General features: G+C 59.1%; 20 protein-coding genes and 1 tRNA gene. 10 read left to right on the top strand and 11 right to left on the bottom strand.

The features are described 5' to 3' along the window. The first annotated feature begins 167 nt into the window (after positions 1 to 167). Positions 168 to 887 carry a DUF5610 domain-containing protein gene (locus AC07N6_RS15930; protein ID WP_494782836.1) on the top strand — a complete coding sequence of 240 codons (720 nt, stop codon included), beginning with the start codon at positions 168 to 170 and terminating at the stop codon, positions 885 to 887. Between the two features lie 109 nt (positions 888 to 996). Here the strand turns inward: AC07N6_RS15930 and AC07N6_RS15925 are convergent, their stop codons facing one another. Then, positions 997 to 3348: a Tex family protein gene (locus AC07N6_RS15925; RefSeq protein WP_494782837.1), complete on the bottom strand. Its 2352-nt coding sequence runs from the start codon at positions 3346 to 3348 to the stop codon at positions 997 to 999. Between the two features lie 189 nt (positions 3349 to 3537). On the opposite strand from AC07N6_RS15925, the gene pth reads away from it, so the two are divergent. After that, the gene (gene pth, locus AC07N6_RS15920) at positions 3538 to 4116 is read left to right on the top strand and encodes an aminoacyl-tRNA hydrolase (RefSeq protein WP_494782838.1); all 579 of its coding nucleotides are present in this window, start codon (positions 3538 to 3540) and stop codon (positions 4114 to 4116) included. Between the two features lie 70 nt (positions 4117 to 4186). Here the strand turns inward: pth and AC07N6_RS15915 are convergent, their stop codons facing one another. After that, positions 4187 to 4957 (bottom strand): DsbC family protein, encoded by a 771-nt coding sequence (locus tag AC07N6_RS15915; RefSeq protein ID WP_494782839.1) that lies wholly within the window; start codon positions 4955 to 4957, stop codon positions 4187 to 4189. Positions 4958 to 5157: 200 nt separating this feature from the next. After that, the gene (locus AC07N6_RS15910; RefSeq protein ID WP_494782840.1) at positions 5158 to 6414 is read right to left on the bottom strand and encodes an FAD-dependent monooxygenase; all 1257 of its coding nucleotides are present in this window, start codon (positions 6412 to 6414) and stop codon (positions 5158 to 5160) included. A 76-nt stretch (positions 6415 to 6490) separates the two neighbouring features. On the opposite strand from AC07N6_RS15910, the gene AC07N6_RS15905 reads away from it, so the two are divergent. The 5 genes from AC07N6_RS15905 to AC07N6_RS15885 all read left to right on the top strand — a co-directional run bounded on the left by AC07N6_RS15905 (position 6491) and on the right by AC07N6_RS15885 (position 9702). After that, a tRNA-Phe gene (locus AC07N6_RS15905) sits at positions 6491 to 6566 on the top strand. 669 nt (positions 6567 to 7235) lie between these two features. After that, positions 7236 to 7493, top strand: a complete 258-nt coding sequence (locus AC07N6_RS15900) for a hypothetical protein (RefSeq protein WP_494782841.1) — start codon at positions 7236 to 7238, stop codon at positions 7491 to 7493. A gap of 70 nt (positions 7494 to 7563) precedes the next feature. Continuing rightward, entirely contained in the window at positions 7564 to 8094 is a 531-nt protein-coding gene (lspA, locus tag AC07N6_RS15895; protein WP_494786265.1) for a signal peptidase II, read from the top strand. A gap of 99 nt (positions 8095 to 8193) precedes the next feature. After that, the gene (locus AC07N6_RS15890) at positions 8194 to 8778 is read left to right on the top strand and encodes a hypothetical protein (protein ID WP_494782843.1); all 585 of its coding nucleotides are present in this window, start codon (positions 8194 to 8196) and stop codon (positions 8776 to 8778) included. Between the two features lie 243 nt (positions 8779 to 9021). Continuing rightward, positions 9022 to 9702: a hypothetical protein gene (locus tag AC07N6_RS15885; RefSeq protein WP_494782844.1), complete on the top strand. Its 681-nt coding sequence runs from the start codon at positions 9022 to 9024 to the stop codon at positions 9700 to 9702. 96 nt (positions 9703 to 9798) lie between these two features. Here the strand turns inward: AC07N6_RS15885 and AC07N6_RS15880 are convergent, their stop codons facing one another. From AC07N6_RS15880 to AC07N6_RS15865, 4 genes are all read right to left on the bottom strand, one after another. After that, on the bottom strand, positions 9799 to 11253 hold the full coding sequence (locus tag AC07N6_RS15880; protein WP_494782845.1) for a methylenetetrahydrofolate reductase C-terminal domain-containing protein: 1455 nt from the start codon (positions 11251 to 11253) through the stop codon (positions 9799 to 9801). 89 nt (positions 11254 to 11342) lie between these two features. Continuing rightward, positions 11343 to 11852 (bottom strand): flavin reductase family protein, encoded by a 510-nt coding sequence (locus tag AC07N6_RS15875; protein ID WP_494782846.1) that lies wholly within the window; start codon positions 11850 to 11852, stop codon positions 11343 to 11345. A gap of 199 nt (positions 11853 to 12051) precedes the next feature. Continuing rightward, positions 12052 to 13080, bottom strand: a complete 1029-nt coding sequence (locus tag AC07N6_RS15870) for a methionine synthase (protein ID WP_494782847.1) — start codon at positions 13078 to 13080, stop codon at positions 12052 to 12054. Between the two features lie 43 nt (positions 13081 to 13123). Further along, entirely contained in the window at positions 13124 to 14107 is a 984-nt protein-coding gene (locus AC07N6_RS15865; RefSeq protein ID WP_494782848.1) for a DUF1852 domain-containing protein, read from the bottom strand. 614 nt (positions 14108 to 14721) lie between these two features. On the opposite strand from AC07N6_RS15865, the gene AC07N6_RS15860 reads away from it, so the two are divergent. Then, a complete protein-coding gene (locus AC07N6_RS15860; protein WP_494782849.1) occupies positions 14722 to 15678 on the top strand; it encodes a CsgG/HfaB family protein in 957 nt (318 codons plus the stop codon). 128 nt (positions 15679 to 15806) lie between these two features. Here the strand turns inward: AC07N6_RS15860 and AC07N6_RS15855 are convergent, their stop codons facing one another. Beyond that, positions 15807 to 17381, bottom strand: a complete 1575-nt coding sequence (locus AC07N6_RS15855) for a tetratricopeptide repeat protein (protein WP_494782850.1) — start codon at positions 17379 to 17381, stop codon at positions 15807 to 15809. 71 nt (positions 17382 to 17452) lie between these two features. Between AC07N6_RS15855 and AC07N6_RS15850 the strand changes: the two genes are divergently transcribed. Then, positions 17453 to 17704 (top strand): hypothetical protein, encoded by a 252-nt coding sequence (locus tag AC07N6_RS15850; RefSeq protein ID WP_494782851.1) that lies wholly within the window; start codon positions 17453 to 17455, stop codon positions 17702 to 17704. A gap of 242 nt (positions 17705 to 17946) precedes the next feature. On the opposite strand, the gene AC07N6_RS15845 is transcribed toward AC07N6_RS15850, so the two are convergent. Both AC07N6_RS15845 and mqo read right to left on the bottom strand, forming a co-directional pair. Then, positions 17947 to 19137: a porin gene (locus AC07N6_RS15845; protein ID WP_494782852.1), complete on the bottom strand. Its 1191-nt coding sequence runs from the start codon at positions 19135 to 19137 to the stop codon at positions 17947 to 17949. A gap of 325 nt (positions 19138 to 19462) precedes the next feature. Then, positions 19463 to 21112: a malate dehydrogenase (quinone) gene (gene mqo, locus AC07N6_RS15840; protein WP_494782853.1), complete on the bottom strand. Its 1650-nt coding sequence runs from the start codon at positions 21110 to 21112 to the stop codon at positions 19463 to 19465. 676 nt (positions 21113 to 21788) lie between these two features. On the opposite strand from mqo, the gene AC07N6_RS15835 reads away from it, so the two are divergent. Next, positions 21789 to 21944, top strand: a complete 156-nt coding sequence (locus AC07N6_RS15835; RefSeq protein WP_494782854.1) for a hypothetical protein — start codon at positions 21789 to 21791, stop codon at positions 21942 to 21944. Between the two features lie 108 nt (positions 21945 to 22052). Here the strand turns inward: AC07N6_RS15835 and otnI are convergent, their stop codons facing one another. Then, a complete protein-coding gene (gene otnI / locus AC07N6_RS15830) occupies positions 22053 to 22856 on the bottom strand; it encodes a 2-oxo-tetronate isomerase (RefSeq protein WP_494782855.1) in 804 nt (267 codons plus the stop codon). Positions 22857 to 22865 lie beyond the last annotated feature (9 nt).

The following is a 22865-nucleotide window of genomic DNA, read 5'->3' as shown; positions in this document are numbered from 1 at the left end:
GTTAAAATCAGGCAACATCAGACAAAACGATACGTACTGTCTCGATTCAACATTAAAATCATTAAAAGTTGTTTTTCAAACCTTCAGATTCCGCTGCGGATGCCGTAAGTTGAAGAAGGACTGCCGTCCCCCTTTTTTTGAGCGCGGTCCTTGCACAGGAGACCGTTATGTCCATCAGCACTACCGCCAGCAGCGTCGACACCAAGCCCTTGCTGCCCGCCAGCGCCACTTCCGCCGATTCGGCCAACCAGCCGGCCACCGCCTCATCCAACGACAAGATCGCCGACGCGCAACAGGCCAACCTGCTGACCGAATCCGGCGCCCGTGCCCAGCTCAACGTTTCCATCCTGCAAGCTTCGCTGGAAGTGTCGATCAATTCGCAGAACGATCCGCTGGCGCTGGTCTACAAAAGCGCCATCGAAAACATCAACGACGTGCTGCGCCCCGAGATGGGCGACAACGCCATCCAGAACGCCATGTCGCAAGACAACTCTCCCGAAGGCACGGCGGGCCGCATCGTCTCGTTCATCACCAACATGTTCGAACTGTACAAGCAGCACAACCCGAACAAGGACGACGCCGCCAATATCGACGACTACATGGCCCTGATCTTCAAGGGCGTCGACCAGGGCTTCAAGGAAGCGCGCGGCATTCTCGACAGCCTGAGCGTGCTCAATGGCGACATTGCCAGCAACATCGACAAGACCTATGACCTGGTGCAAAAATCGCTGGCCGACTTCATCGCCAAGGTCAAGGGCGAAAAGCAGGACGGCGACGATACCGACGCCGACAATGGCGACAACAGCGCAGGCACCGTAGAGGCCAGCCAGACGACGGTAAGCATATCGGTCTCGGTGACCCAGACGCGCATCAGCACCACCGCCTGATCGTTGATCGGCAAGGCAATAAAAAACAGGCTGTTCCTGGGCGGGAACAGCCTGTTTTCTATTGGCCGACGACGATGCGAAACGATGCGACATCAAGCGCCGGAACGACTCACCCCTTCAGCTTGGCAAACGCCGCCGCCATCGCATTGCCGGCCGGCGCCTGCTCGCGCGAGCGCTGGTTCTGGTGCTGTGACAGACGGCGCGAATCGTTGCGGTCGCCGCGCTGCTCATTGCGCGCGCCCGGCGCCGGGGCGGTGTCGTTCAGGCGCATGGTCAGGGCGATGCGCTTGCGCTTCTCGTCCACTTCCAGCACCTTGACCTTGACCACCTGGCCGGCCTTGACCACGGTGTGCGGATCCTTGACGAAGGTGTTCGACAGCGCCGAGATATGCACCAGGCCATCCTGGTGCACGCCAATGTCGACGAAGGCGCCGAAGGCCGCGACGTTGGTCACCACGCCTTCCAGGATCATGTCCGGGCGCAGGTCCTTGATCTCTTCCACGCCGTCCTTGAAGGTGGCGGTGGTGAACTCCGGACGCGGATCGCGGCCCGGCTTGTCGAGTTCCTTGAGGATGTCGGTGACGGTGGGCACGCCGAATTTCTCATCGGCGTACTTGGCCGGCGACAGGCCCTTCAACAGCGAGGTCTGGCCGACCACGCCCTTGATGTCCTTCTTGATATCGGCCAGGATCTTTTCCACCAGCGGATACGATTCCGGGTGCACCGCGGAGGCATCCAGCGGATTCTCGCCGTTCATCACGCGCAGGAAACCCGCGGCCTGCTCAAAAGTCTTGTCGCCCAAACGCGGCACATCGCGCAGCGCGGCGCGCGAGACGAACATGCCCTTCATGTCGCGATAAGAAACGATGCTCTGCGCCACGCTGGCGTTGAGGCCCGACACGCGCGCCAACAGCGGCGCCGAGGCGGTGTTCACATCCACGCCGACGGCGTTCACGCAGTCTTCCACCACCGCGTCCAGCGAGCGCGCCAATTGCGTCTGGCTCACATCGTGCTGGTATTGGCCCACGCCGATCGACTTGGGATCAATCTTGACCAGCTCGGCCAGCGGGTCTTGCAGGCGGCGCGCGATCGATACCGCGCCGCGGATCGACACGTCCAGGTCGGGCAGTTCCTTGGAAGCGAATTCGGAGGCCGAGTACACCGAGGCGCCGGCTTCCGACACCACGATCTTGGTCAGCTTCAGTTCCGGACGCAGCTTGATCAGGTCCTGCGCCAGCTTGTCGGTCTCGCGCGAGGCGGTGCCGTTGCCGATCGAGATCAGCGACACATTGTGCTTCTCGGCCAGCTGCGACAGCGAGTGCAGCGAACCATTCCAGTCGTTGCGCGGCTGGTGCGGATAGATGGTATCGGTCGCTACCACCTTGCCGGTGGCGTCCACAATGGCGACCTTGACGCCGGTACGCAGCCCCGGATCCAGGCCCATGGTGGCGCGCGGGCCGGCAGGCGCGGCCAGCAGCAGCGCCTTCAGGTTGCGGGCGAAGACGTTAATGGCCTCGGCTTCGGCTTCTTCGCGCAGCTTGGTCATCAGTTCGGTTTCCAGGTGCATGAACACCTTCACGCGCCAGGCCCAGCGCACCGTGTCGGACAGCCACTTGTCGGCGGCGCGGCCCTTGTTGGAAACGCCGAAGCGCGAGGCGATGCGGCCTTCGCACGGGTTGTGCGGGGCATCCCACTTCGGCTTTTCTTCTTCGCTGTCCAGGCGCAGCACCACATTCAACACCTCTTCGCGGCGGCCGCGGAACAGCGCCAGCGCGCGGTGCGAGGGGATGGTGCCGACGGTTTCCGAGTAATCGAAGTAGTCGGCGAACTTCTCGCCGGCGTCCTGCTTGCCTTCCACCACTTTCGACTCGACCACGCCGTGTTCGGTCAGGTATTCGCGCAGGTTCTGCAGCAGCTCGGCGTCTTCCGAGAAACGCTCCATCAGGATCTGGCGCGCGCCGTCCAGCGCCGCCTTGGCATCGGGCACGCCGGGGTTGTCGCCGTTGTCGGTGGTGAAGGCCGGCTTGAGGTACTTGGCGGCTTCTTCTTCCGGATTTTTCGTCGGGTCGTCCAAGAGCGCATCGGCCAGCTCGGTCAGGCCGGCTTCGGCGGCGATCTGCGCCTTGGTGCGGCGCTTGGGCTTGTAGGGCAGGTACAGGTCTTCCAGGCGGGTCTTGTCTTCCGCGTGGACGATGGCGTCCAGCAGCACCGGCGTCATCTTGCCCTGCTCTTCGATCGAGGCGATGATCGCGGCGCGGCGGGCTTCCAGCTCGCGCAGGTAGCGCAGGCGCTCTTCCAGCAGGCGCAGCTGGATGTCGTCCAGGCCGCCGGTCACTTCCTTGCGATAGCGGGCGATGAAGGGAACAGTCGCGCCCTCGTCCAGCAAGGCGACGGCGGCAGCGACCTGACCCGGCTTGGCGACGAGTTCAAGGGCGAGTCGTTGTTCGATAGAAGGCAGCATTGTGAAACCCAGTCAACAGTAAAGAAAAACAAGCGTTGGATGATACGCAATTCAACCGCGCGCGCCAATCTTGACAGCGGCCGATTACGCGTTGCAACGCTTTGCATGCGGTACGAAGGAATTGGACGGGCGACGGCAAACTCGGGATAATCGCCGTTTCAACATCGCACTTCTGTCCATTTTTGCAATATGTCCATCCGTCTCATCGTCGGTCTCGGCAACCCCGGCCCGGAATACGAACAAACCCGGCACAACGCAGGCTTCTGGCTGGTCGACAACCTGGCCGGCCCGGTGCGCCTGGCGCGCGAGGCGCGTTTCGCCGCGCTGGCCGGCAAGACATCGATCGCCGGCAACGAAGTCTGGCTGCTTGAACCGCAGACCTACATGAACCGCTCCGGCCAGTCGGTCGGCGCGCTGGCGCGCTTCTACAAGATCGCCCCCGATGAAGTGCTGGTGGCGCATGACGAACTCGACCTGGCGCCCGGTGTGGCGCGCATCAAGAAAGGCGGCTCGTCCGGCGGCCACAACGGCTTGAAGGACATCACGGCCGCACTCGGCACGCAAGACTACTGGCGCCTGCGCCTGGGCATCGGCCATCCGCGCACGCTCGGTTTGCAGCAGCCGGTGGCGGACTTCGTGCTGCACCGCCCGCGCAAGGAAGAACAGGCGCTGATCAACGAGGCGCTGGACAAGAGCCTGAATGTCATCCCGCTGCTGTGCCAGGGCAAGTTCGAAGCGGCGATGATGGAGCTGCACACGGGCAAGTGAATCCGCATGTCCGCACGGATAAAAAAACAAGGGGCGCCCGCCATGCGGGTGCCCCTTTTTCATTGCTTGCTTACTTGATCGAAGACAGCTTCTGTTCCAGCGCCTTGGCGTCGATCGCGCCAGGCACACGCGAGCCGTCGGTGAAGATGATGGTCGGCGTGCCGGTGACCTTCATCTTCTTGCCCAGCGCCAGCACCTCGTCATGCGGTGCGTTGCAGCTGGCGACAGCGGCCGGCGCTTCCTTGCCGTCGATCATCCAGTCGCTCCAGGCCTTGCTCGGATTGGGCGCGCACCAGATGTTGCGCGACTTGACGATGGAGTCCGGCGACAGGATGTTGTACTGGAAAGTGTAGACGGTGGTGTTGTCGACTTCCTGCAGCGTCTTGTGCAGGCGCTTGCAGTAGATACAGTTCGGATCCTCGAAGATCGCCATCATGCGCTTGCCGTTGCCCTTGACGGTCTTGATCGCCTTGTCCAGCGGCAGGCCGGAGAAAGGCACCGTGTTGATGGCCTCGATCTTTTCCTTGGTGAAGTCGCGGTAAGTCTGCGAATCGACCACGCGGCCGATGAACAGATATTGCGCCTTGGCGTCGGTATAGATCACGTCGCCGTCGATCTGGATTTCATACAGGCCGGCATACGGCGTCTTGGTCACGGCATCGACCTTGGCGCCCTGGCCCAGGCGCGGCTCGATCAGCTTCTTGATGGTGGCCTCGGTGCTGTCGGCCGCCGCGGCCTGCGCATGGGCGGAAACGCCCGTCACCGCCGATGCCAGCAAAGCCACGGCCATGCCAATGTGGCGCAGCTTGCGCGCCGGGCCGGTGGTCAGAAAATTATTCATAGTGCTCCTGATTCAAATCAAACGCCCGGGCAATCCTGGCGGCATCGGCCTGAAAGCCGTGCCCCATTGCCCACCTGCCCTGGCGGTCACCTCATGGGAATTGGTTGATAGATGGCGCAAACGCCGTAGCCGGATCGCAAACAGGTCCCAAGATCCGGCCAGGCGCATTACCTTACCTCAAATCGGCCCGCCTCACTTGCTCACTTGCCCAGCGCATGCGCGATCAGCCGACGCTTTAAGACCGGCAGGCGGTTGACCAGGTTCATTCCGATATTGCGCGCCATGCGCAACGGCTCGGCATCGGCGGAAAAAATGCGGTTCAAGCCATCGGTAGCCAATTGCATCAGCAAGACTTCTTCCTTGCGCGCACGCGCATAGCGGCGCAACACGCGGCTGTCGCCGCAGTCGTATTGCGGCTCGCGCGCGGCCAGCGTCTCGATCAGCGCCGAGACATCGGCAAACCCCAGGTTCATGCCATGGCCGGCCATCGGGTGCACGACATGCGCGGCATCGCCGATCAGCGCCACGCGCTCGGCAATCATCGCGTGCGGCTTGATCAGCGCCAGCGGGAATTCCTTAACCACCTCCGGCTGCAGGGGCGTGAGCGCACCCAGCACCGGCGCGGCCCAGATCGCCAGTCGCTGCGCCAGCTCGGACAAGGGCAAACGCAACAATTGCTCGGCCAGCGCATCCGGCGCCGACCACACCAGCGAGACGCGGTTGCCCGGCAACGGCAGCAGCGCCACCACCCCTTCGGCCGGGCTGAACCACTGGTAGGCCACGCCCAGGTGCGGCTTCTCGCAACTGAAATTGGTGACGATGGCGCGCTGGCCGTACGCGCGATAATCGAGCCCGATATCGCACTGGCCGCGCACCCACGAATGGCCGCCATCGGCGCCCACCACCAGCGACGCCGACAGACTCTCGCCGGATGCGAGCGTGAGCGTAGCGGCCTCAGGCGACACCGACAGCGCCGTCGCCCGGCCCTGCACCAGTTTCATATTGGGCGCAAAACGCAACGCGGCATTGAGCGCGGCATCCAGGTTGCGGTCTTCGACAATCCACGCCAGCGCGTCGGTGCGCGCGCCATAGGCATCGAACGACAGCAAGCCCGCCCCACCCTGCGCCGAGGCGCCGTCGCCCTGCACCGTCATGTTATCCACGGGCGCGATGCGCCCGGCATCCATCGCCTCCCACACCCGCACCGAAGACAGCAACCGGCGCGCGGTATGGTTCAAGGCATACACCCGCACATCCCAACTGGCCTCATCGGCCGGCGCAGGACGCGATGGCGATAGCGATGGCGGCGGCGCCAGCAACGTCACCCGCAAACCCGCCTGCGCCAGTCCAAGCGCGGCGGCCTTGCCTACCGCGCCATTGCCGACGATGCAGATATCGGTACCGGCCGCAGCCGGCGAAGCAGTCATGAATTGGGCATTGGAAGTCATGGGTCGCATTATAAACGCCGCCCCATAAACAATTTATGAGAAAGGCCTTGCAGTATTTTTTTTCTTTGCTATAATCTTGCGTCTTGGCCTGGTAGCTCAGTCGGTAGAGCAGAGGATTGAAAATCCTTGTGTCGGTGGTTCGATTCCGCCCCGGGCCACCAAAATATCTTTTTCAGAATTGGCAGCCGACACTTTCGAGTGTCGCTGCCTTTTTTGTTTTCTCGGCCGATGCCATCAAGACCAGCATTTCTCCACGGTCAATTCCTGCATCATCTGCCATCTTCAAAGCTGTCTCCGCATCTGGTGCGCGCGTCCTTCACGTACTTGTGCAGAGTGGTATAGCGCATGTCCCAATCTTTATCCATGCGATACAGCGCACTCCTTAATCGCTTTGGTGTGCGCCATGACGGCTTCCCAGCAGATCACCTTGCGATCTATGCCCGCAATTTGGGGGTTCTGGTTCGTAGGCCAATTTTGATGGATACTGCCCCATTCATAATGTCCGTAAGCGGCCAGAAACGGTCTTTTTTAGAACACTCGCTATGACAACACACTTAGTCGACAGCCCGTTTCGGGCACCAACAGACTGGAGATTGATGCGGCTGAAAATCGCCTAGGAATCAAGTTTCACCCAGACTATCGGAAGTTTTTACGAGATGGTGGAAACGTGGCTAATGCGTTATTTGAGGCTGCCGTTGTTTTGCCTGGCTCCGGTTATTGTGATTTGATTGAGATTGCAGAGACTGCCTGAGAAGAAAACTTCCCCGATATGTTCGATCACGGATTTATCGGCACGCAGAAACATAATGAAAAAATAGATAGCCACTGAGATGCGCGAGTCTGACGAAATTCAATCGTATGATGTACAAGAAAGAAGCGCCCCCAAATGGCAGCGTTTTTTTGAAATCGTGTTTGGGTTCGTCGCCAAATTAAGCATGGTCGTGGTTGGAATAGTTGTTTTTATTCTTAGCTTTCCTGAATCTCTAGCAGGTATCCCCACAACCAAGAAGGAGTTTCTTATTTTTCTTCTGCTTGGTGTTATCGGTGTGATTGGGTCAGGTCTTTTTTTCTACTTCCATATCCGCTGAAAGCCTGTCCGCAATCGGCCAGAAGCGAACCTTCGCTTCACGTTTGGCATTCAGGGCATAATCCAATCTTATGCATAGCCGCTGCGCCCCATTTCTTATGTCCAGGACAAAACGACTTTTACTTGCTGCCGCCATAGCAATGGCATGGGTCATAACGGATCAAACCTGCAAGCTCTTTCTCAAGGCAATTTTGCATCCGGATCAGGTTATCTCTTACTTTTCCGGTCTTCTGCTCATCACCCCTGTCTTCAATCATGGCGCCTTTCTTAGCCTCGGCGCCGGCATGACAAGCGAGGCACGCGATACCGTCTTTATCTACGGCGTTTCAGCCATTCTTGTCGCATTGCTGTTCTGGATCTGGACATCGCAAAAGATGCGTCGCCTGGAGCTCATTGCATTCGCCTGTATCGTGGGTGGCGGTGCTGGCAACTTGATTGATCGTGCCATCTATGGTGGCGGTGTATTCGATTTCCTGAATATTGGCATCGGCAATATCCGGACCGGCGTGTTCAATGTGGCAGACGTCGGCATCACCGCGGGTGCCGTCATGCTGTTGCTCGGAGCATCACACGGATCGTCCCGCCCGGTCTTCGCTATCTGATCGATATCCATGCTTCGCTACTTGCTGATCTTGTTTCTGCTGTGCAGTTTGAGTGCATGCCCTCCCCCTCCCTTATTCAAGGTATGGGAAAAACCTGGCATGACCGAGAAGGATGTGCAACGCACGATGCAGGACTGCGGTTTTCCGAATCTTGGCGCGATACCGGCAAATACCCCCGACAACGAGGCCGTGAAAATGTATCTATGCATGAAAAGGAAGGGATTCCAGCACACGTCGAATTTCAATATCTGCGACTACAACCGCACAATGCCGGCATGTATCGAGGAGAAACGAGGCTCTCCTGTTAGCATCACTGAACTGGCGTCGCTGCCATTCACCGGCGACCCCGGCTTTTGGACTCTTTCGCCAAAGTGGAACAGAGGGTCGGCTGATTTGATCTCTTGGCGTGCTGCCAATGCGTCTCAACATTTCGAGCAGCGCATTGCCAATCAGCGCATTGCCATCGTAGCGATGTATGAGTGTGGCTATCCGAATCCCCTGGGCTCGGGATCGCCGGTCAGCGTCGGCGAAACAGCCCGTGCACAGGTTTGCATGCAAAAAAAAGGATACGTTCCCGACCGCCCATCGATAAGCTTGACACCAATTATCCCAGTATGCAAACAGTACCCAATGCTACCTGTTTGCGCTGCCTTGGAACGAGACGGCATCCCCTCTCATCGGTGAAATAATGGCTACGACGAGCAGTCCATCGCGCTAAATTCCCGTTCGCCGATATCCGTCCGTAAGCGCCCAAGAACGTCCTCAAAAAAAGAGAAAATCCGGTACATGGCATTTTCTCGAGCGCATGCCTCATCATCAGCGTTTTGTCAGGAATCAATGTAAAAATTGGTAAAGAGAGCGCTACACTTCATCGCCACTTCACTCTCTTTCTCAACTTAAATAAATATTCCAACGGACATAAAAAGAATGAAGAAGATCAGTTTTCTCTGGGGCGTAGCCACTTTATTGATGAATCCGTGTATGGCTGAAACTATCGGGCGCACCAACCTGCAGCTGCCTGAAGATGGCTGGTCTATCCTTACCGAATTTGAGGGGAATCTCACATTCGATCAATACAGTAAGATGCCGCTCCATACGAGAGTATTCAAATTAACGGATGGGAACGGAACCGTTTCCGCACTCCTCAGCATCACTAGCACCGAGGCTGGGCGCGGTAGCAGAATTCGCTGGATCAGCCAGCAATGTCCTGAGTCAAAGCCTAAATACTTCACTAACGATTTCGGAAGCAACAAGCAGCCTGATACGCGTGACTGTCTAATCGTCAATAGCGCCTTTGCACCACTCAAGTTCTACAAGGAAGACTCCGAAGTCATCACGGCTCTTAAACAACAAAATATTCAGCTATTCACCGGCGGTTATTCACTTCGCACGCAATATGGCTCCCAAGGAGGGACGTATCTGAGCGTTAATCTGATGACCGCCAAAAAATTCTTGGGGCTACTAGATGCTCGCAGCGAAACCCAAAATCTGCACGAAGTCCCGGAAGCACTTGTAGCATGGGGAGAGGCATTACATAACGCGGTTAAAGAATCCGTCTTTTCTGTCGGCGGTCAATTGAATCTCCCTCGGATAGAATTCGCCAAATAAATGACCGTTTCTGATTTCATCCAGATCTGAACTGCGCCCCAAAAGTTGAACACCGAACCAACCTTTGGGGCCAACCATCCACCTCCGTGGCGCGACTCAGCGCCGCGACGTCGAATCCACCCGCGCAAACCACACGGGCCAGGAGCTGCGGTGCCTGTCATCCGCATCGATGCCAGGAATCAAGGTCTGTGCCAGCACAGGCAACTGACCGGCAGATTTGGCGATCCGGTATTTGACGCCATGCACGCACTCGCGGTCGCCAAATTCGCAACGATTGAGGCGGGTGCCGCCGCAGGGGCCGTTTGCCAGGCCTTTGGGGCATGTCTCCGGGCATATGTAGAGGGTAGCCTGCAAGCGGCAGCTGCCGCAGGTATCGCAGCCGAGCAGCGGCCGTTTGATCATCCGTTCGACGGCATGCAGTACCTCCGCGGCGATGCCGTCTTTCCAGACCGGGCGCGTCACGCTCCAGCCAAAAGCTTTGCTGAGCCACCCTGTGCGACTGAAAAACCGGCCATGTACCTTGGAGAGCAGCGTGTATTTCAGGCGCTCCCTGCGGGTGGCGGCAACCTTGGATTGCCCCATTTCCCAGGCGCCGGCCTCGGGGGTGAAGCAGACCCTGGGCGCATCAGGCATCGCCCAGCTTGCCTGCCATCGTTCGAGCCAAGCGGTCAGTGAGGTCGCGCTGTCGCGCTGCTTGCAGATCGCCTGCTCCAACGCCAGCAGTTCATCCAGCGTATGCAGCCCGGACACATGCACTCCGGCATAGCCCATCAATTGCAAGCCGACGATCTGCAGTGCCAGGCGTTCGCGGCTTCGTGCCCCGGCATAAGCGGGCGCTACCTGCCGCTCCCGCTCCAGCAACCCGCGCATGGATTCGGTGATGACGATGCCGGGCACCTCCTGCAGGGCGGCCGCGCGTTTGCCGGTCAGCTGCATGACGCAGGCCAGCATCGGTTTCGCGCATGCCTGGGCGCGCATCCAGGCCAGGGCCTCAAGATGCTTGGCGGTGTCGAAACCCAGTTGCAGGGTAAGGAAATCAGCGCCGGCCAACAGCTTTTTCTGCGCCTTCAGATACTGGGCGCCGCCTTCTTCTTCGCGGTATTTGAATGGATTCAACGCCGCGCCCAACAGCCAGTCCGGGCCATGCGCACGGGCCAGCTGCAGCGCGGGCACCGACTCAAGATAACGCACCGGCGCCTGGCCGGGATGGTGACCCGGCAAGCGATCGCCGCTGAGCAGCAATAATTGGCGCAGGCCGCGGGCTTTCATCGCCTCCATCTGGAGCAGCAAGTCTGCGCGCTCTCGATCCTTGCCTGAAAAGTGGAGCAAGGATGAGGCCGGATCGCCCAATGCGCCGGCGCCTTCCAGGGGACTCAGGTCCGAGCGCAGGCCGACCCGGTCGGAAAAGGCCGGCAGCAACGGCCAGCCGGCCAGATGCCCGCGCTGCACGATCCGCTCAAGTGCGGCCAGGCGCGCAGTTGACTGTTGAGGAATGACCTCAAGCACGCAGACGAAGCGCCCTTCGTTCAGCGCCTGTTTCAATACGCTCAAGGCAGCGACCTTTATAGATCAGAGAGTGACGCAGTCGCTATCGAGCAACGATTGCGGCAATAGCGGCAATAGCGGGCGGCGGCAAGCGCTCAAGCCACGCTATGCGCGGCGATGTTGCGATACTGGCCTTTGAAATACAGCAATGGCTGCGCGGCAACCGCTTCTTGCAGGTTCAAGGCTTTCACTTCGCCAATCACGATGACGTGATCACCCGCGGCATGTTCGGCGTAGATTTCACAATCAAGCCAGTGCAGGCTACCGGCAATGAGCGGATTGCCCAGCGGCGATTCTCGCCATTCGATGCCATGCCACTTGTCCGCGCCTCGACGCGCGAACTGGTTGGAAATCCGGACCTGCTCATTTGACAGGATATTGACCGCGAATCGGCCTGCCTGGCGGATCCTGGGATAGCTGGCCGAGCCGGACATGACGCTGAAGGACACCAGCGGCGGGCTCATCGACACGCTATAGAACGATTGGCAGGTGAAGCCGATCGGCTCCTCATCGACGAGCGATGTAATCACCGTGATACCGGAAGCGTAATGCCCGAGCGCTTCGCGAAAGCGCAATGGCTCGACGGCAGTACTGGAAAGTGACATGGCAAGAATGGAATACAGGTACGGATCGACAGTGTTAAGGGGAGCCCGGAGTCGTCCGAAATGTTAGCGGACTCATGCAGGCTGACTTCGGCCGTTGCGGATGTGGGAAGCGCGCGTCAACCGGCGCCGGCCAGGGCAAAACGGCTCTTTGCGTCTGGCCGTCGCGAATTTTGCGCGACGGCCATTTCCCGCCTCGGAATTACTTCGCGAGTTCTTTGCGGACGATTTCCGCGCCGGCACTCAAGGCATTGAGCTTGCCTCTTGCCACGCCACGCGCCAGGGGCGCCATGCCGCAGTTGGTGCAAGGATAGAGCTTATCCGCATCGACAAACTGCAGTGCCTTGCGCAGGGTATTGGCGACTTCTTCGGGTGTTTCAACGGTGCTGCTTGCCACATCGATGGCCCCGACCATCACTTTCTTGCCCCGGATGAGTTCGATCAGGTCCATGGGGACATGAGAGTTGTGGCATTCCAGCGAAACGATATCGATGCTGGATTTTTGCAGCTTGGGGAACGCTTCTTCATATTGCCGCCACTCGGAACCCAGCGTCTTTTTCCAGTCGGTATTGGCCTTGATGCCATAGCCGTAGCAGATATGCACGGCCGTTTCGCATTTCAGTCCTTCAATGGCTTTTTCCAGGGTGGCAACGCCCCATTCGTTCACCTCATCAAAGAAAACATTGAATGCAGGCTCATCGAACTGGATGATATCGACACCGGCGGCCTCCAACTCCCTGGCCTCCTGATTGAGGATCTTGGCGAATTCCCAGGCCAGTTTTTCGCGGCTCTTGTAATGCGCGTCATACAGCGTGTCGATCATGGTCATGGGACCTGGCAACGCCCATTTGATGGGTTGCCCGGTCTGTTGACGGAGGAACTTGGCATCCTCGACGAAGACCGGTTTCTGGCGCGAGACAGCGCCCACGACGGTCGGTACGCTGGCATCGTAGCGGTCGCGGATTCTGACGGTCTCGCGCTTCTCGAAATCGACGCCATCCAGGTGCTCGATGAAGGTCGTCACGAAATGCTGGCGCGTCTGTTCGCCATCGCTGACGATATCGATGCCGGCGTGCTGTTGCTCTTGCAACGCCAGGCGCAAGGCGTCCTGCTTGCCGTCGCGCAGTTCTTCACCTTGCAGCTTCCAGGGTGACCAGAGTTTCTCGGGCTCGGCGAGCCAGGAAGGTTTAGGCAGGCTGCCGGCAGTCGAAGTAGGGAGCAGTTTTTTCACAATAGATGACCTGGTGTGTGGAATGAATCAATGAATCAGTGAATCAGTGCGCGCAATTGGTGGACCATTGCGCCAGAACGGCCTGGTAAGGCTTGATGAAATGCTCCTCGACAAACCTGCCCTGCTCGGTTGCCAGCCGGCTGCGCTCTTCCCGGTCATAGACGATCCGGGTCAATGAATAGTCCTGATGCTTCAGGCTGGGTTGATAGGACTTTCCCGCCGCGGAATTGGCGTTGTAGATCTCGGGGCGATAGATCTTCTGGAAGGTATCCATCGTGCTGATGGTGCTGATCAGCTCAAGGTTCGTGTAATCGCCGAGCAAATCGCCGGAGAAATAAAAAGCCAGCGGCGCGGCGCTGTTCGGCGGCATGAAATAGCGCACCTTCATGCCCATTTTCTTGAAGTATTCATCGGTCAGGGAATACGCGTCCTGCACGTATTCCACGCCCAGTACCGGATGCTGGTTTTCAGTGCGCTGATAGGTCCTGCTGCTCGACACGCTCAGGCAGATGACGGGCGGCTTGTTGAAATGTTTCTTGTATGCGTCCGAGTTCACGAAGGACTTGAACAGCTTGCCGTGCAGGTCGCCAAAATCCTCCGGCGCGCTGAACACCGGCTGGTTCTTGTTCAGCTCCGGCAAGACAACGCTGAAGTCGTAATCGCGTACGTAGGAGGAAAAGTTATTCCCCACGATGCCCGCGATACGTTCGTCGGTGTGGCGATCGATGATCGTGGTCTTCAAGATCTCAATCAGGGGGAGCGCGTTGCCGGCGCTTTCGCCATCGACGCTCATCTCGACCGAGATGATCTCGAGCTGGACCTTATAACGCTCGCCCGTGGGATTGTCCCAATGCGCCAGGGCATTGAAACGATTGTCGATCATCCGGAAGGTGTTGCGCAGGTTTTCCTGGCGGCTCTCCCCTCTGGCCAGATTGGCGAAGTTGGTGGTGATGCGCGTGTTCTCTGAAGGACGATAGTCCTCATCGAAACAAATGCTCTTGATGGCAAATGTGAATTCTTTACTCATGATGGTCCGGTACCCTAATTTCTGAGATCAAGCCTGCGTCCACTGCGTGCGCTTGTTTTTCAGTACTTCCAAATTTTTGGTTTTTTGATTCAGCAGTCTTGTCATTGACGGTGTGCGAGACGAATTCTATGCCGTTCAATCCATGAATAAAAATGAATTTATCTAATAAAACCATTATATTCACTCATGCATTGGACGCATGCCGGCGTACCTGGAGATCGGCCCGCTCCATTTACCCCACCTTGCATTGCGCACTGCGACCGTTCTGCCAGGCGAAAAGCCTGATGCAGAAGCCATCGGGCGAAATTTGTCTTTTTGTGTTTGCCCGGCGCTTTTCCGGCGTTGCCAATATCGCCTGGCGCGCCTCCATTTCCCGGCCCCCTCCCGGCATGACAAGACGGCGCCCCATCGATCCGCACACGTCAAATTCCGCCGACGCATAGCGCCTTGCCGCCCCCGCACCCGGTGACCTGAATTCAATAAAAAACGTAAGTATTGCGAAGAAATTTATGTCTGAAATATCGTGTAAATACAATTGACATAAAGAAATATGCTAGGATCACCACCGCAATGCGGAGGAAGTTCCAACTCAGCAACTATTTAATGCTCCTCCCATGTTTTATCGCGCAGTCGCCAATCTGACCTCGTGCGCCTTGATAGATCAACTTTATTTAGGGGTGTTAAATTCGATGAATACTTCAATTAAAAACGCCAAAGTAGCGGCAGCGCTATTTGCCGGTCTTCTCCTTGCCGGCTGCTCGACCATGGACATGGGAAGCAACAGCGCGAAGACAGCGGCTACCGGCTCCGCTGGCGGCGCCAATGCGCAGAATGCGAATGCCCAGCTGGAGAAATGCGACAAGCCTTTTGGCACAATGGCGGTCATTGAGGACACGACAGCCCCCTGGTACGGGATTTTGACCGGGCAATACAAACTGGGCTCGACGGTTCCGGTGCTCAAACTGCTGATCCAGCAGTCCAATTGCTTCGTGGTGGTGGAACGCGGCCGCGGCATGTCAACGATGATGGGCGAGCGCTCCCTGCAAGACTCCGGCGAATTGCGCAATCGCTCCAATTTCGGCAAAGGGAAAATGGTCGCGGCCGACTACGGCCTGAGCCCATCGATCACCTTTACCAATAACAACGCGGGCGGCGCCGGCGCAAGTGTCGCCGGGCTCCTTCCCGGCGGGTTCGGCTCGGCCATCGGCGCGCTTGCGGGCAACATGAACTCAAAAGAAGCCAGCACCTTGCTGACCGTGATCGATAACCGTTCGGGCGTACAGCTGGCAGCGGCCGAAGGCAGCGCCACCAGCATGGACTTTGGCGCGCTGGGACGTCTCATCGGCAGCTCGGCCGGCGGCTCGCTGGGCGGCTATTCCAATACCGCGGAAGGCAAAGTGATCGTTGCCGCGTTCACCGATTCCTACAACAACGTCGTGCGCGCCATCCGCAACTACAAGCAACAGACCGTCGCCGGCGGCTTGGGCACTGGCGGCAACCTCGCGGTGCAGGACGATGACGACGCGCCCGCACCGGCTGCCAAGAAGACCGTCAAGAAAAAGAAAAAATAAGACCGGCCAGGTTCCGCAGCGAACCGCCGGGCTCTCCCAAGCAAAACGCCAACCGTCGCCGGTTGGCGTTTTGCATTTCGGCGGCATGCGCGCCACTCCCGTTGGCGGGATGCCCGGCGTGCCTATCTCTACGCGACTGCGGGAAACGATGTCTTCAGGCGGTATTGGCGCTGCCGGTAATTCCCCTCAAGGCCGCTGAAGCTGCAATCGACGTCACTGAACAGGCGGCCGATGCGGTTCAACGTGAAGCGCTGCTCCTCGGTCTCGATGGCCACCAGGCGACGCTTGCTCCGTGCGTAGTAGCCGCAAATATCGACGACCAGGCAATGGCCGTAGTCGGCACTCTTCACATCGATCAGCAAGGCTTCGGGCTTGGTCAGGCCAAACGTCGCCGCCAGCTCGACCCGGGCGCTGAGAAATGGATTCGCATTCCTGAATTTATCGCTCAGGTAGCCCACGGCATCCTTGGCCCAGCCATTGGCATTGGCGCCGGCTGAAAATGCCTCCAGCGCGGTCTTCGCATGTTCATGGCCCTGCTGCGCCGCCTTTTGCCACCAATAAAGCGCCCTGACATCGTTAAGCTTGTCATCGCGGCGGTTTCTCCAGGAGATCTGGGCGAACTCATATTGCGCTTCCACCAGGCCCATGTCGGCGGCCTTTTCCAGGTACTGCAAGGCGACCTCGAGATTGCGTTGCGAATAGATCGAGCGCGAATAGATCCTGGCCAGCGCATGCCACGCCAGCGCCGAGCCGCCCTCGCCGGCCAGCGTCAGCCAGTTGAGCGCCTTCTTGAAATTCGCCAGGCCATGCTCCATGAATACCCTGTTGCCGTCGCGGTCGATCTTTGCGCAGAGAAGGCCGAGCTCGAGTTGCGCCTCGGTGTTGCCAGCCAGGGCGGCCAACTCCAGGAGGTGGCCGATCCCGATGGGGTCGGGCTGCGGCGCCTGCAGGCGCCATTGCGCAAAGCGCAGCAACAGGGTCGACTCCGCGGATGACAGGAGGATGCCGCCGGTGACATCCGCATCCTTCTCTATTTGCGCCACTGCGACGGCGTTTCGCGCAAACAGCTTCTCGACCAGCGCAACCGCGTCACGGGCAAACCCCGCGTAGTCGGATTTTTTCCAGGCCTTATCGAGCAAGGCATATTGCGCCTGTTCAATGCCCGCATGCGCCGCCTCGATGATCAGGCGCTCTTCGAACTTGAGGGCGCCGTCATGCAAGATCGCCTTGAAGTTTTTCTCAATAGCATCGTCGTCGTCATCCGCATCCTGGCCGTGCATCTGCATTTGCTGCGCCAGCAGCCACTGCGCCTGATGATCGTCTTTGCTGGCCAGGAAAGACAAGGCGCCGATGGCCCTGGCATGGCTGTTGCTGTCGAACAGCTCCGTGTTGTCCAGGACCAGGCGGGCAAACGTGAGCCCGGCATGGGCAATCCCCGCATCGAAGGCCTTCTCGTACCAGACCGCCGCTTCGCGCGGGGACGACAGATCCTTGACCTGCTCATAGGAGATGTTGCGCCCTATCATCATCCAGGCATCATCGACGCCTTGTTGCGCGGCCCGCTTCAACCAATAGAATGCCGTGCCATTGCTCCTGGGCAGGCCGGTTCCGCCATACAGGTAACGACTTCCCAATGCCAGTTGGGCCCTGGATTCGCCTGCCCGTGCTGCTTTGATAACGGCCAATTCTTCTCGTGTCGCCATGTGTTACCTGTCGCTTTCGTGAGCGTGGTGAAACGTGATGTCAGGACGATGCGGCATCAGATCTCTCCAACATGAATGTCCATACAACGACCGCCGGAATCGCAAAATCAAAGGCAAAAGGATCCCCCGCCGGCGCAAATCATTGCGTCGGTTTTCTGTGCCCCGGGGATCGCTGGACTATGCAGTCGCGTCAGGCACGTTGTTCAATTTGGCGGTTCCTGCCAACCGTGATCGCCATCGCCGCCAACCTCGATGACAGCGCTATTTTGGCAGTGGCAGGCACCAATAATTTCACGGCGAAATGGACTATTACCAATGCCTGATGCTTGTTAAGAACCGCGCCACTACAGGGTTCCCGGTTACTGTTCAGGATTGCAAAGATGCACCAACATACGGCATCATCCGGGCCAAAAACCAGGCGCGGTGACGGCTCGGCTTGAGCTCATCCGCAAATCGATTCCTTCAGTTCCGCGGATAGAAAACAAGAAGGGCACTGCATGAACAATCATGCAGTGCCCCCTCTTTTTACGTCTTGCCTACTGTCGTCAGAATGACGACCGACGCATTAGAACTTGTGGCGAATACCCACGGCCACGGCGCCCTGGTTACCATCGGTGCCGGTGCTGTCAGCCACGCCGGTGTTGACGATATCGGTCGCCTTGGTGTACGCCAGGAAGGCATACAGGTCGGTACGCTTGGACAGCCAGTAGTCGGTGCCGAGGCTGAACTGGGTCAGCTTGCCCTTGCCCGACACGCCGTCGAACTGCGCATTGGTGCGATCCACTGCCGCCAGCAGTTTCAGCGACGGGCTCAGCGCGTAAGCGGTACCGAGTTCGTACACATCAGCCTTGTTTGCGCGCGCCAGGGTACGGTTGGTCAATGTGCCCAGCGAGCCAACGCCGGCCGCGGTCAGGTTGGTCTGGGTGTTCAGGTCTTGCTTGACGCGCGACCAGTTGCCGTACACGCGTGCCGGACCGAACTGGTACGAAGCCACCAGGTTCCAGCCCTTGTAAGCAGTGTTGCCGGCGCTGCCGGACTGCGTGTTGACCGAAGCGGTGGTGCTCGACGATGGGATCAGGCTGGTGTCAGACGAGTAACCCGTGCCGTTCGCCTTGGACTGGTAGTAGTTCAGGCCCAGACCCAGGGGACCGTTGTCGTACTTCAAGCCGGCGCCGAAGGCCTGGCCGGCGGAAGTTTGACCGGCGGTTTCGCCGAAACCGTAGATCAGGTTACCGGTAAAGCCGCTCAGGTTGTTGGTGGTATAGCTGATCGAGTTGTTGGTGCGGGTACCTTCCAGGCGATCCAGGTTGTGGCCCACGTTACCGGTCCAACCACCGAAGTCGTTGACGGAGGTGTAAGCGGAAATGGTATCGGCGAAGTCGGTTTGGCGACCCAGCAACACGCTACCGAAACCGCCGGCCAGACCGACGACCGACTTGCGACGGAACAGGTTCGAAGAGGTCGAGGCATCGGAACCTTGCAGGGCGCCGGTGTCGTTGGAAAAGCCGACTTCCAGGTTGAACACTGCCTTCAGGCCACCGCCCAGATCTTCAGCGCCCTTGAAGCCGATGCGCGAACCCTGGATGACGCCCGAGTTGAGAGAAAATTTGCTGCCAGTGCCACCAGTGCTGGTCGCCACTTTGCTTTGATAGACAACGCCGGTATCGACGATACCGTAGATGGTGACGGAGCTTTGTGCATGAGCAGCACCTGCGAACGCGCCGAGAACGGCTAGTGCCAGCAGAGATTTTTTCATTTGACATCCTTCTATAAAAATAGTCTTGAGGATCCGTACTTTCAGTCGGATGCACAGACATTAATGCTTCTGATTCTTCATGACTTCACCTTTGTTTATAGAAGCAATTTTTTAGATGAGATCAAAAAATTAAAATGGCATCTGTTGTATTTTTTTATCGGGAAATCCACTATTGGCGCCAATGCGCAGCGCGCTACTGATGAGTCAATCCTGACGGGCGGCATATTGCAACAGTACAAATAAAAATGCCGTCCAGTGAATCACTGGACGGCATGGCAGCCTCGGCTGTCTTTACTTTTATTTGCCTGGCATCAGGCCATCACGCTCACAGCGCCATGTCGGCCGCCGCGTTTTCCTTCGGCTTGTCCAGGCTGGCCTTGTTGCCTTCGGGCTGCGCCGGCTTGGGCGCGATGACCGGGGGCGGCGTCAGTTGCAGCACGCCGCTGGTGTAGGCCCATTCCTTGGCGACCTGGTCGGGATGGTCGTTGAGCTTGGTGCCATAGCTCGGCACGATCTCGCGGATCCTGGCTTGCCATGCGGGCGTGGCAACCTTGTCCTTGAACACCTTTTCCAGCACGGTGAGCATGATCGGCGCAGCGGTCGATGCGCCCGGCGAAGCGCCCAGCAAACCGGCGATGCTGCCATCCTTGGCGACCACGATCTCGGTGCCCAGCTTCAGCACGCCGCCCTTGTCTGCATCGCGCTTGATGATCTGCACGCGCTGGCCGGCTTGCCACAGGCGCCAGTCTTCCTTCTTGGCATTGGGGAAATATTCCTTGAGCGCCGCGAAGCGCTCGTCATCCGACAGCATCAGCTGGCCAGCCAGGTATTCCACCAGCGGGTATTCGGCGATGCCGACCTTGGCCATCGGCCAGGCATTGTGCGTCGTGGTGGTGGAGAACAGGTCCCAATACGAGCCTTCCTTGAGGAACTTGGTGGAGAAGGTCGCGAAGGGGCCAAACAGGATCACGCGCTTGCCGTCCAATACGCGAGTATCGAGGTGCGGCACCGACATCGGCGGCGCGCCGACCGAGGCCTTGCCGTAGGCCTTGGCCAGGTGGCGTTCGGCCACCACCGGATTGTCGGTCACCAGGAAGGAACCGCCCACCGGGAAACCGGCGTACTCGCGCGCCTCGGGAATGCCGGACTTTTGCAGCAGCTTCAGTGCGCCGCCGCCGGCGCCGATGAAGACGAACTTGGCGTCGGTCTCGGTGGTGCTGCCATCTTTCAGGTTCTTGTAGCCGATACGCCAGGTGCCATCGGCATTGCGCGTGATGTCGCGCACTTCGCTGGAAAGCTTGAGCGTGAAATTAGGGCGGGTCTGCAGGTAGGCGGCGAACTGGCGGGTGATTTCGCCGAAGTTGACGTCGGTGCCCAGCGGCGTCCAGGTGGCGGCCAGCTTCTGCTTGGGGTCGCGCCCTTCCATCATCAGCGGCACCCACTTCCTGATCTGCTCGTGGTCTTCCGAATACTGCATGCCGGCGAACAGCGGGCTGGCCTGCAGCGCTTCATAGCGTTTCTTCAGGTACGTCACGTTGTCGTCGCCCCAGATGAAGCTCATGTGCGGGGTCGAGTTGATGAACGAACGCGGGTTCTTCAACACGCTGTTCCTGACCTGCCAGGCCCAGAACTGGCGCGAGATCTGGAAGGCTTCGTTGATCTCGATGGCCTTGGCGATCTCGATCTTGCCTTCCTTGTTCTCCGGCGTGTAGTTCAGCTCGGCCAGCGCCGAGTGGCCGGTGCCGGCGTTGTTCCAGCCGTTGGAGCTTTCCTGGGCGACGCCGTCCAGGCGCTCCACCATTTCCATCGACCAGCCCGGTTCCAGCTCATTGAGCCAGACCGCCAGGGTGGAGCTCATGATGCCGCCACCGATCAGCAGCACGTCGACTTTCTTGACGTCGGCCGCCTGCGAAGCCGGTGCCAGCACCAGCGCAAATACAAAACCCAGCAATGCCAGGTAGGATTTTTTCAACATTTTCTAATCCATGTTTGATGAAGAGAGATCCGCCCCCAAGCTTGCCAAAATGACAAATACAGGATGCGACGGCCAAAAAGTGCACTTTCGTCACCGATGGCGCATGCCTGCATGAACTTGGGGATTTCAGACAACCGGCTTTGCGGATGCCAGGGCTGCCCAGCCTGAAAGGTCAAGCGCAGCACTCCTGCCATTCCACCCGCATTGCGCCCACCGCTGGGTACGCAACACTTTGCCGGGTGTGGCCGACGTTGGCCACAACGCACACCAAGCCTGGCTCAATGTGCCTGCCGGATTCAACTGCCTGTCCGATTCCTGTCTCCGGCATTTGAGCGATGCCTGTACAAAAACGTCTCCATCAGAGCGAACCGGGATTGGGTCATGTTGAGGCGGCAAGCTTAACATGTTGCGCCGATGCTGGCGATGACGGTTATCACTCATCCCCGCGGCCCCGGGCAGGCCAAGCCGTTGCATGAACCGGGGCAAGCGGCATGGCGCCGGCCGCACCGTAGGCACCGAACGCGCCTTTACTTTGCATCTGCACAACGGCAGCAGCGCGGACAAGCCCGCGCGCAAAGATACGCAACAGCAAGTAGAATCGCAGGCTTGGGCGCTTGCCGCCGGGCATATGCATTCGCATGCGCCGGCGGCCTGCGTCATTCGACCTGGATCAACAATGAACATCCCTGAACAGGGCAATCTGATGTGCCGCCGCTGCGGCCAGAAGGAAGGCATGCACCCGCTGGCGTCGGCCGTATGGCATTACGCCACCTGCGTCAAATGCCGCTACAAGGACTCGGTGACCGAGCAGGCCAAAAACGTGCCCCTGTGATGGCGCGGCGACGGCGCCAGCTTCCCTCGCCTCGCCTGCGGGCAAGAAAAAAGCGGAACGCGCACATGCGTTCCGCTTTTTGTTTGTGGCCTGCCGCAAGCGCCGCGCTCAAGCCTTCAGCTGCGTCAGTCCCTGTGCCGCGATCGCCTTGAGCCAGCCCAGGCCGGCCGAGGTGGCGCCGGCAGGATTGTATTCGCAGCCGATCCAGCCCTGGTAGCCGAGCGTGTCGATCAGCTTGAGCAGGTAGGGATAGTTCAGCTCGCCCACGTCCGGCTCGTGGCGCTCGGGCACGCCGGCGATCTGGATGTGGCCGATGCCGGCCATGTCGCGCTTCAACTTGACGGCGACGTCGCCTTCGACGATCTGGCAGTGGTAACAGTCGAACTGTACCTTCAGGTTCTCCGCGCCGATCTCGGCGCAGATGGCCTGCGCCTCATCCTGGCGGTTCAGGAAGAAGCCCGGGATGTTGCGGGTATTGATCGGCTCGATCACCACCGTGATGCCGGCGGACTCGGCCTGGTGGGCGGCGTAGGACAGGTTGTCCAGGTACACCGCGCGGTGCCGGGCCCGGTCTTGCTCGGGCTTGATCAGGCCGGCCATGACGTGCAGCGTCTTGTTGCCGATCACCGCAGCGTACTTCAGCGCGGTCTCGATGCTGCGCTTGAATTCGTCTTCGCGGCCGGGCAGCGAAGCGATGCCGCGCTCGCCGCCGGCCCAGTCGCCCGGAGGCGCGTTGAACAGCGCCTGGGTCAGGCCGTTGGCCTCCAGGCGCGACTTGATTTCCTCAGGCTGGTAGTCGTACGGGAACAGGAATTCGACGCCCGGAAAACCGTCCTTCGCGGCGGCGGCGAAACGGTCCAGGAAGTCATGTTCGACATACATCATGCTCAGGTTGGCGGCAAAACGCAGCATCGTGCTCTC

The sequence above is a fragment of the Herbaspirillum sp. GW821-FHT09A12 genome (genome assembly GCF_059418325.1).
The sequence above is the reverse complement of the archived record's forward strand: the minus strand, read 5'-3'. Positions and strand labels throughout refer to the sequence as shown.

What these genes read in the sequence shown, in the direction of transcription:
- AC07N6_RS15875 (WP_494782846.1), bottom strand. Translation starts at nt 11,852, where the DNA reads ATGTCACTTTCCAGTACTGCCGTCGAGCCATTGCGCTTTCGCGAAGCG.
- AC07N6_RS15915 (WP_494782839.1), bottom strand. Translation starts at nt 4,957, where the DNA reads ATGAATAATTTTCTGACCACCGGCCCGGCGCGCAAGCTGCGCCACATT.
- mqo (WP_494782853.1), bottom strand. Translation starts at nt 21,112, where the DNA reads ATGTTGAAAAAATCCTACCTGGCATTGCTGGGTTTTGTATTTGCGCTG.
- otnI (WP_494782855.1), bottom strand. Translation starts at nt 22,856, where the DNA reads ATGCTGCGTTTTGCCGCCAACCTGAGCATGATGTATGTCGAACATGAC.
- AC07N6_RS15850 (WP_494782851.1), top strand. Translation starts at nt 17,453, where the DNA reads ATGAATGTCCATACAACGACCGCCGGAATCGCAAAATCAAAGGCAAAA.
- AC07N6_RS15930 (WP_494782836.1), top strand. Translation starts at nt 168, where the DNA reads ATGTCCATCAGCACTACCGCCAGCAGCGTCGACACCAAGCCCTTGCTG.
- AC07N6_RS15865 (WP_494782848.1), bottom strand. Translation starts at nt 14,107, where the DNA reads ATGAGTAAAGAATTCACATTTGCCATCAAGAGCATTTGTTTCGATGAG.
- AC07N6_RS15855 (WP_494782850.1), bottom strand. Translation starts at nt 17,381, where the DNA reads ATGGCGACACGAGAAGAATTGGCCGTTATCAAAGCAGCACGGGCAGGC.
- pth (WP_494782838.1), top strand. Translation starts at nt 3,538, where the DNA reads ATGTCCATCCGTCTCATCGTCGGTCTCGGCAACCCCGGCCCGGAATAC.
- AC07N6_RS15925 (WP_494782837.1), bottom strand. Translation starts at nt 3,348, where the DNA reads ATGCTGCCTTCTATCGAACAACGACTCGCCCTTGAACTCGTCGCCAAG.
- lspA (WP_494786265.1), top strand. Translation starts at nt 7,564, where the DNA reads ATGCATAGCCGCTGCGCCCCATTTCTTATGTCCAGGACAAAACGACTT.
- AC07N6_RS15900 (WP_494782841.1), top strand. Translation starts at nt 7,236, where the DNA reads ATGCGCGAGTCTGACGAAATTCAATCGTATGATGTACAAGAAAGAAGC.
- AC07N6_RS15885 (WP_494782844.1), top strand. Translation starts at nt 9,022, where the DNA reads ATGAAGAAGATCAGTTTTCTCTGGGGCGTAGCCACTTTATTGATGAAT.
- AC07N6_RS15890 (WP_494782843.1), top strand. Translation starts at nt 8,194, where the DNA reads ATGACCGAGAAGGATGTGCAACGCACGATGCAGGACTGCGGTTTTCCG.
- AC07N6_RS15910 (WP_494782840.1), bottom strand. Translation starts at nt 6,414, where the DNA reads ATGCGACCCATGACTTCCAATGCCCAATTCATGACTGCTTCGCCGGCT.
- AC07N6_RS15835 (WP_494782854.1), top strand. Translation starts at nt 21,789, where the DNA reads ATGAACATCCCTGAACAGGGCAATCTGATGTGCCGCCGCTGCGGCCAG.
- AC07N6_RS15845 (WP_494782852.1), bottom strand. Translation starts at nt 19,137, where the DNA reads ATGAAAAAATCTCTGCTGGCACTAGCCGTTCTCGGCGCGTTCGCAGGT.
- AC07N6_RS15860 (WP_494782849.1), top strand. Translation starts at nt 14,722, where the DNA reads ATGTTTTATCGCGCAGTCGCCAATCTGACCTCGTGCGCCTTGATAGAT.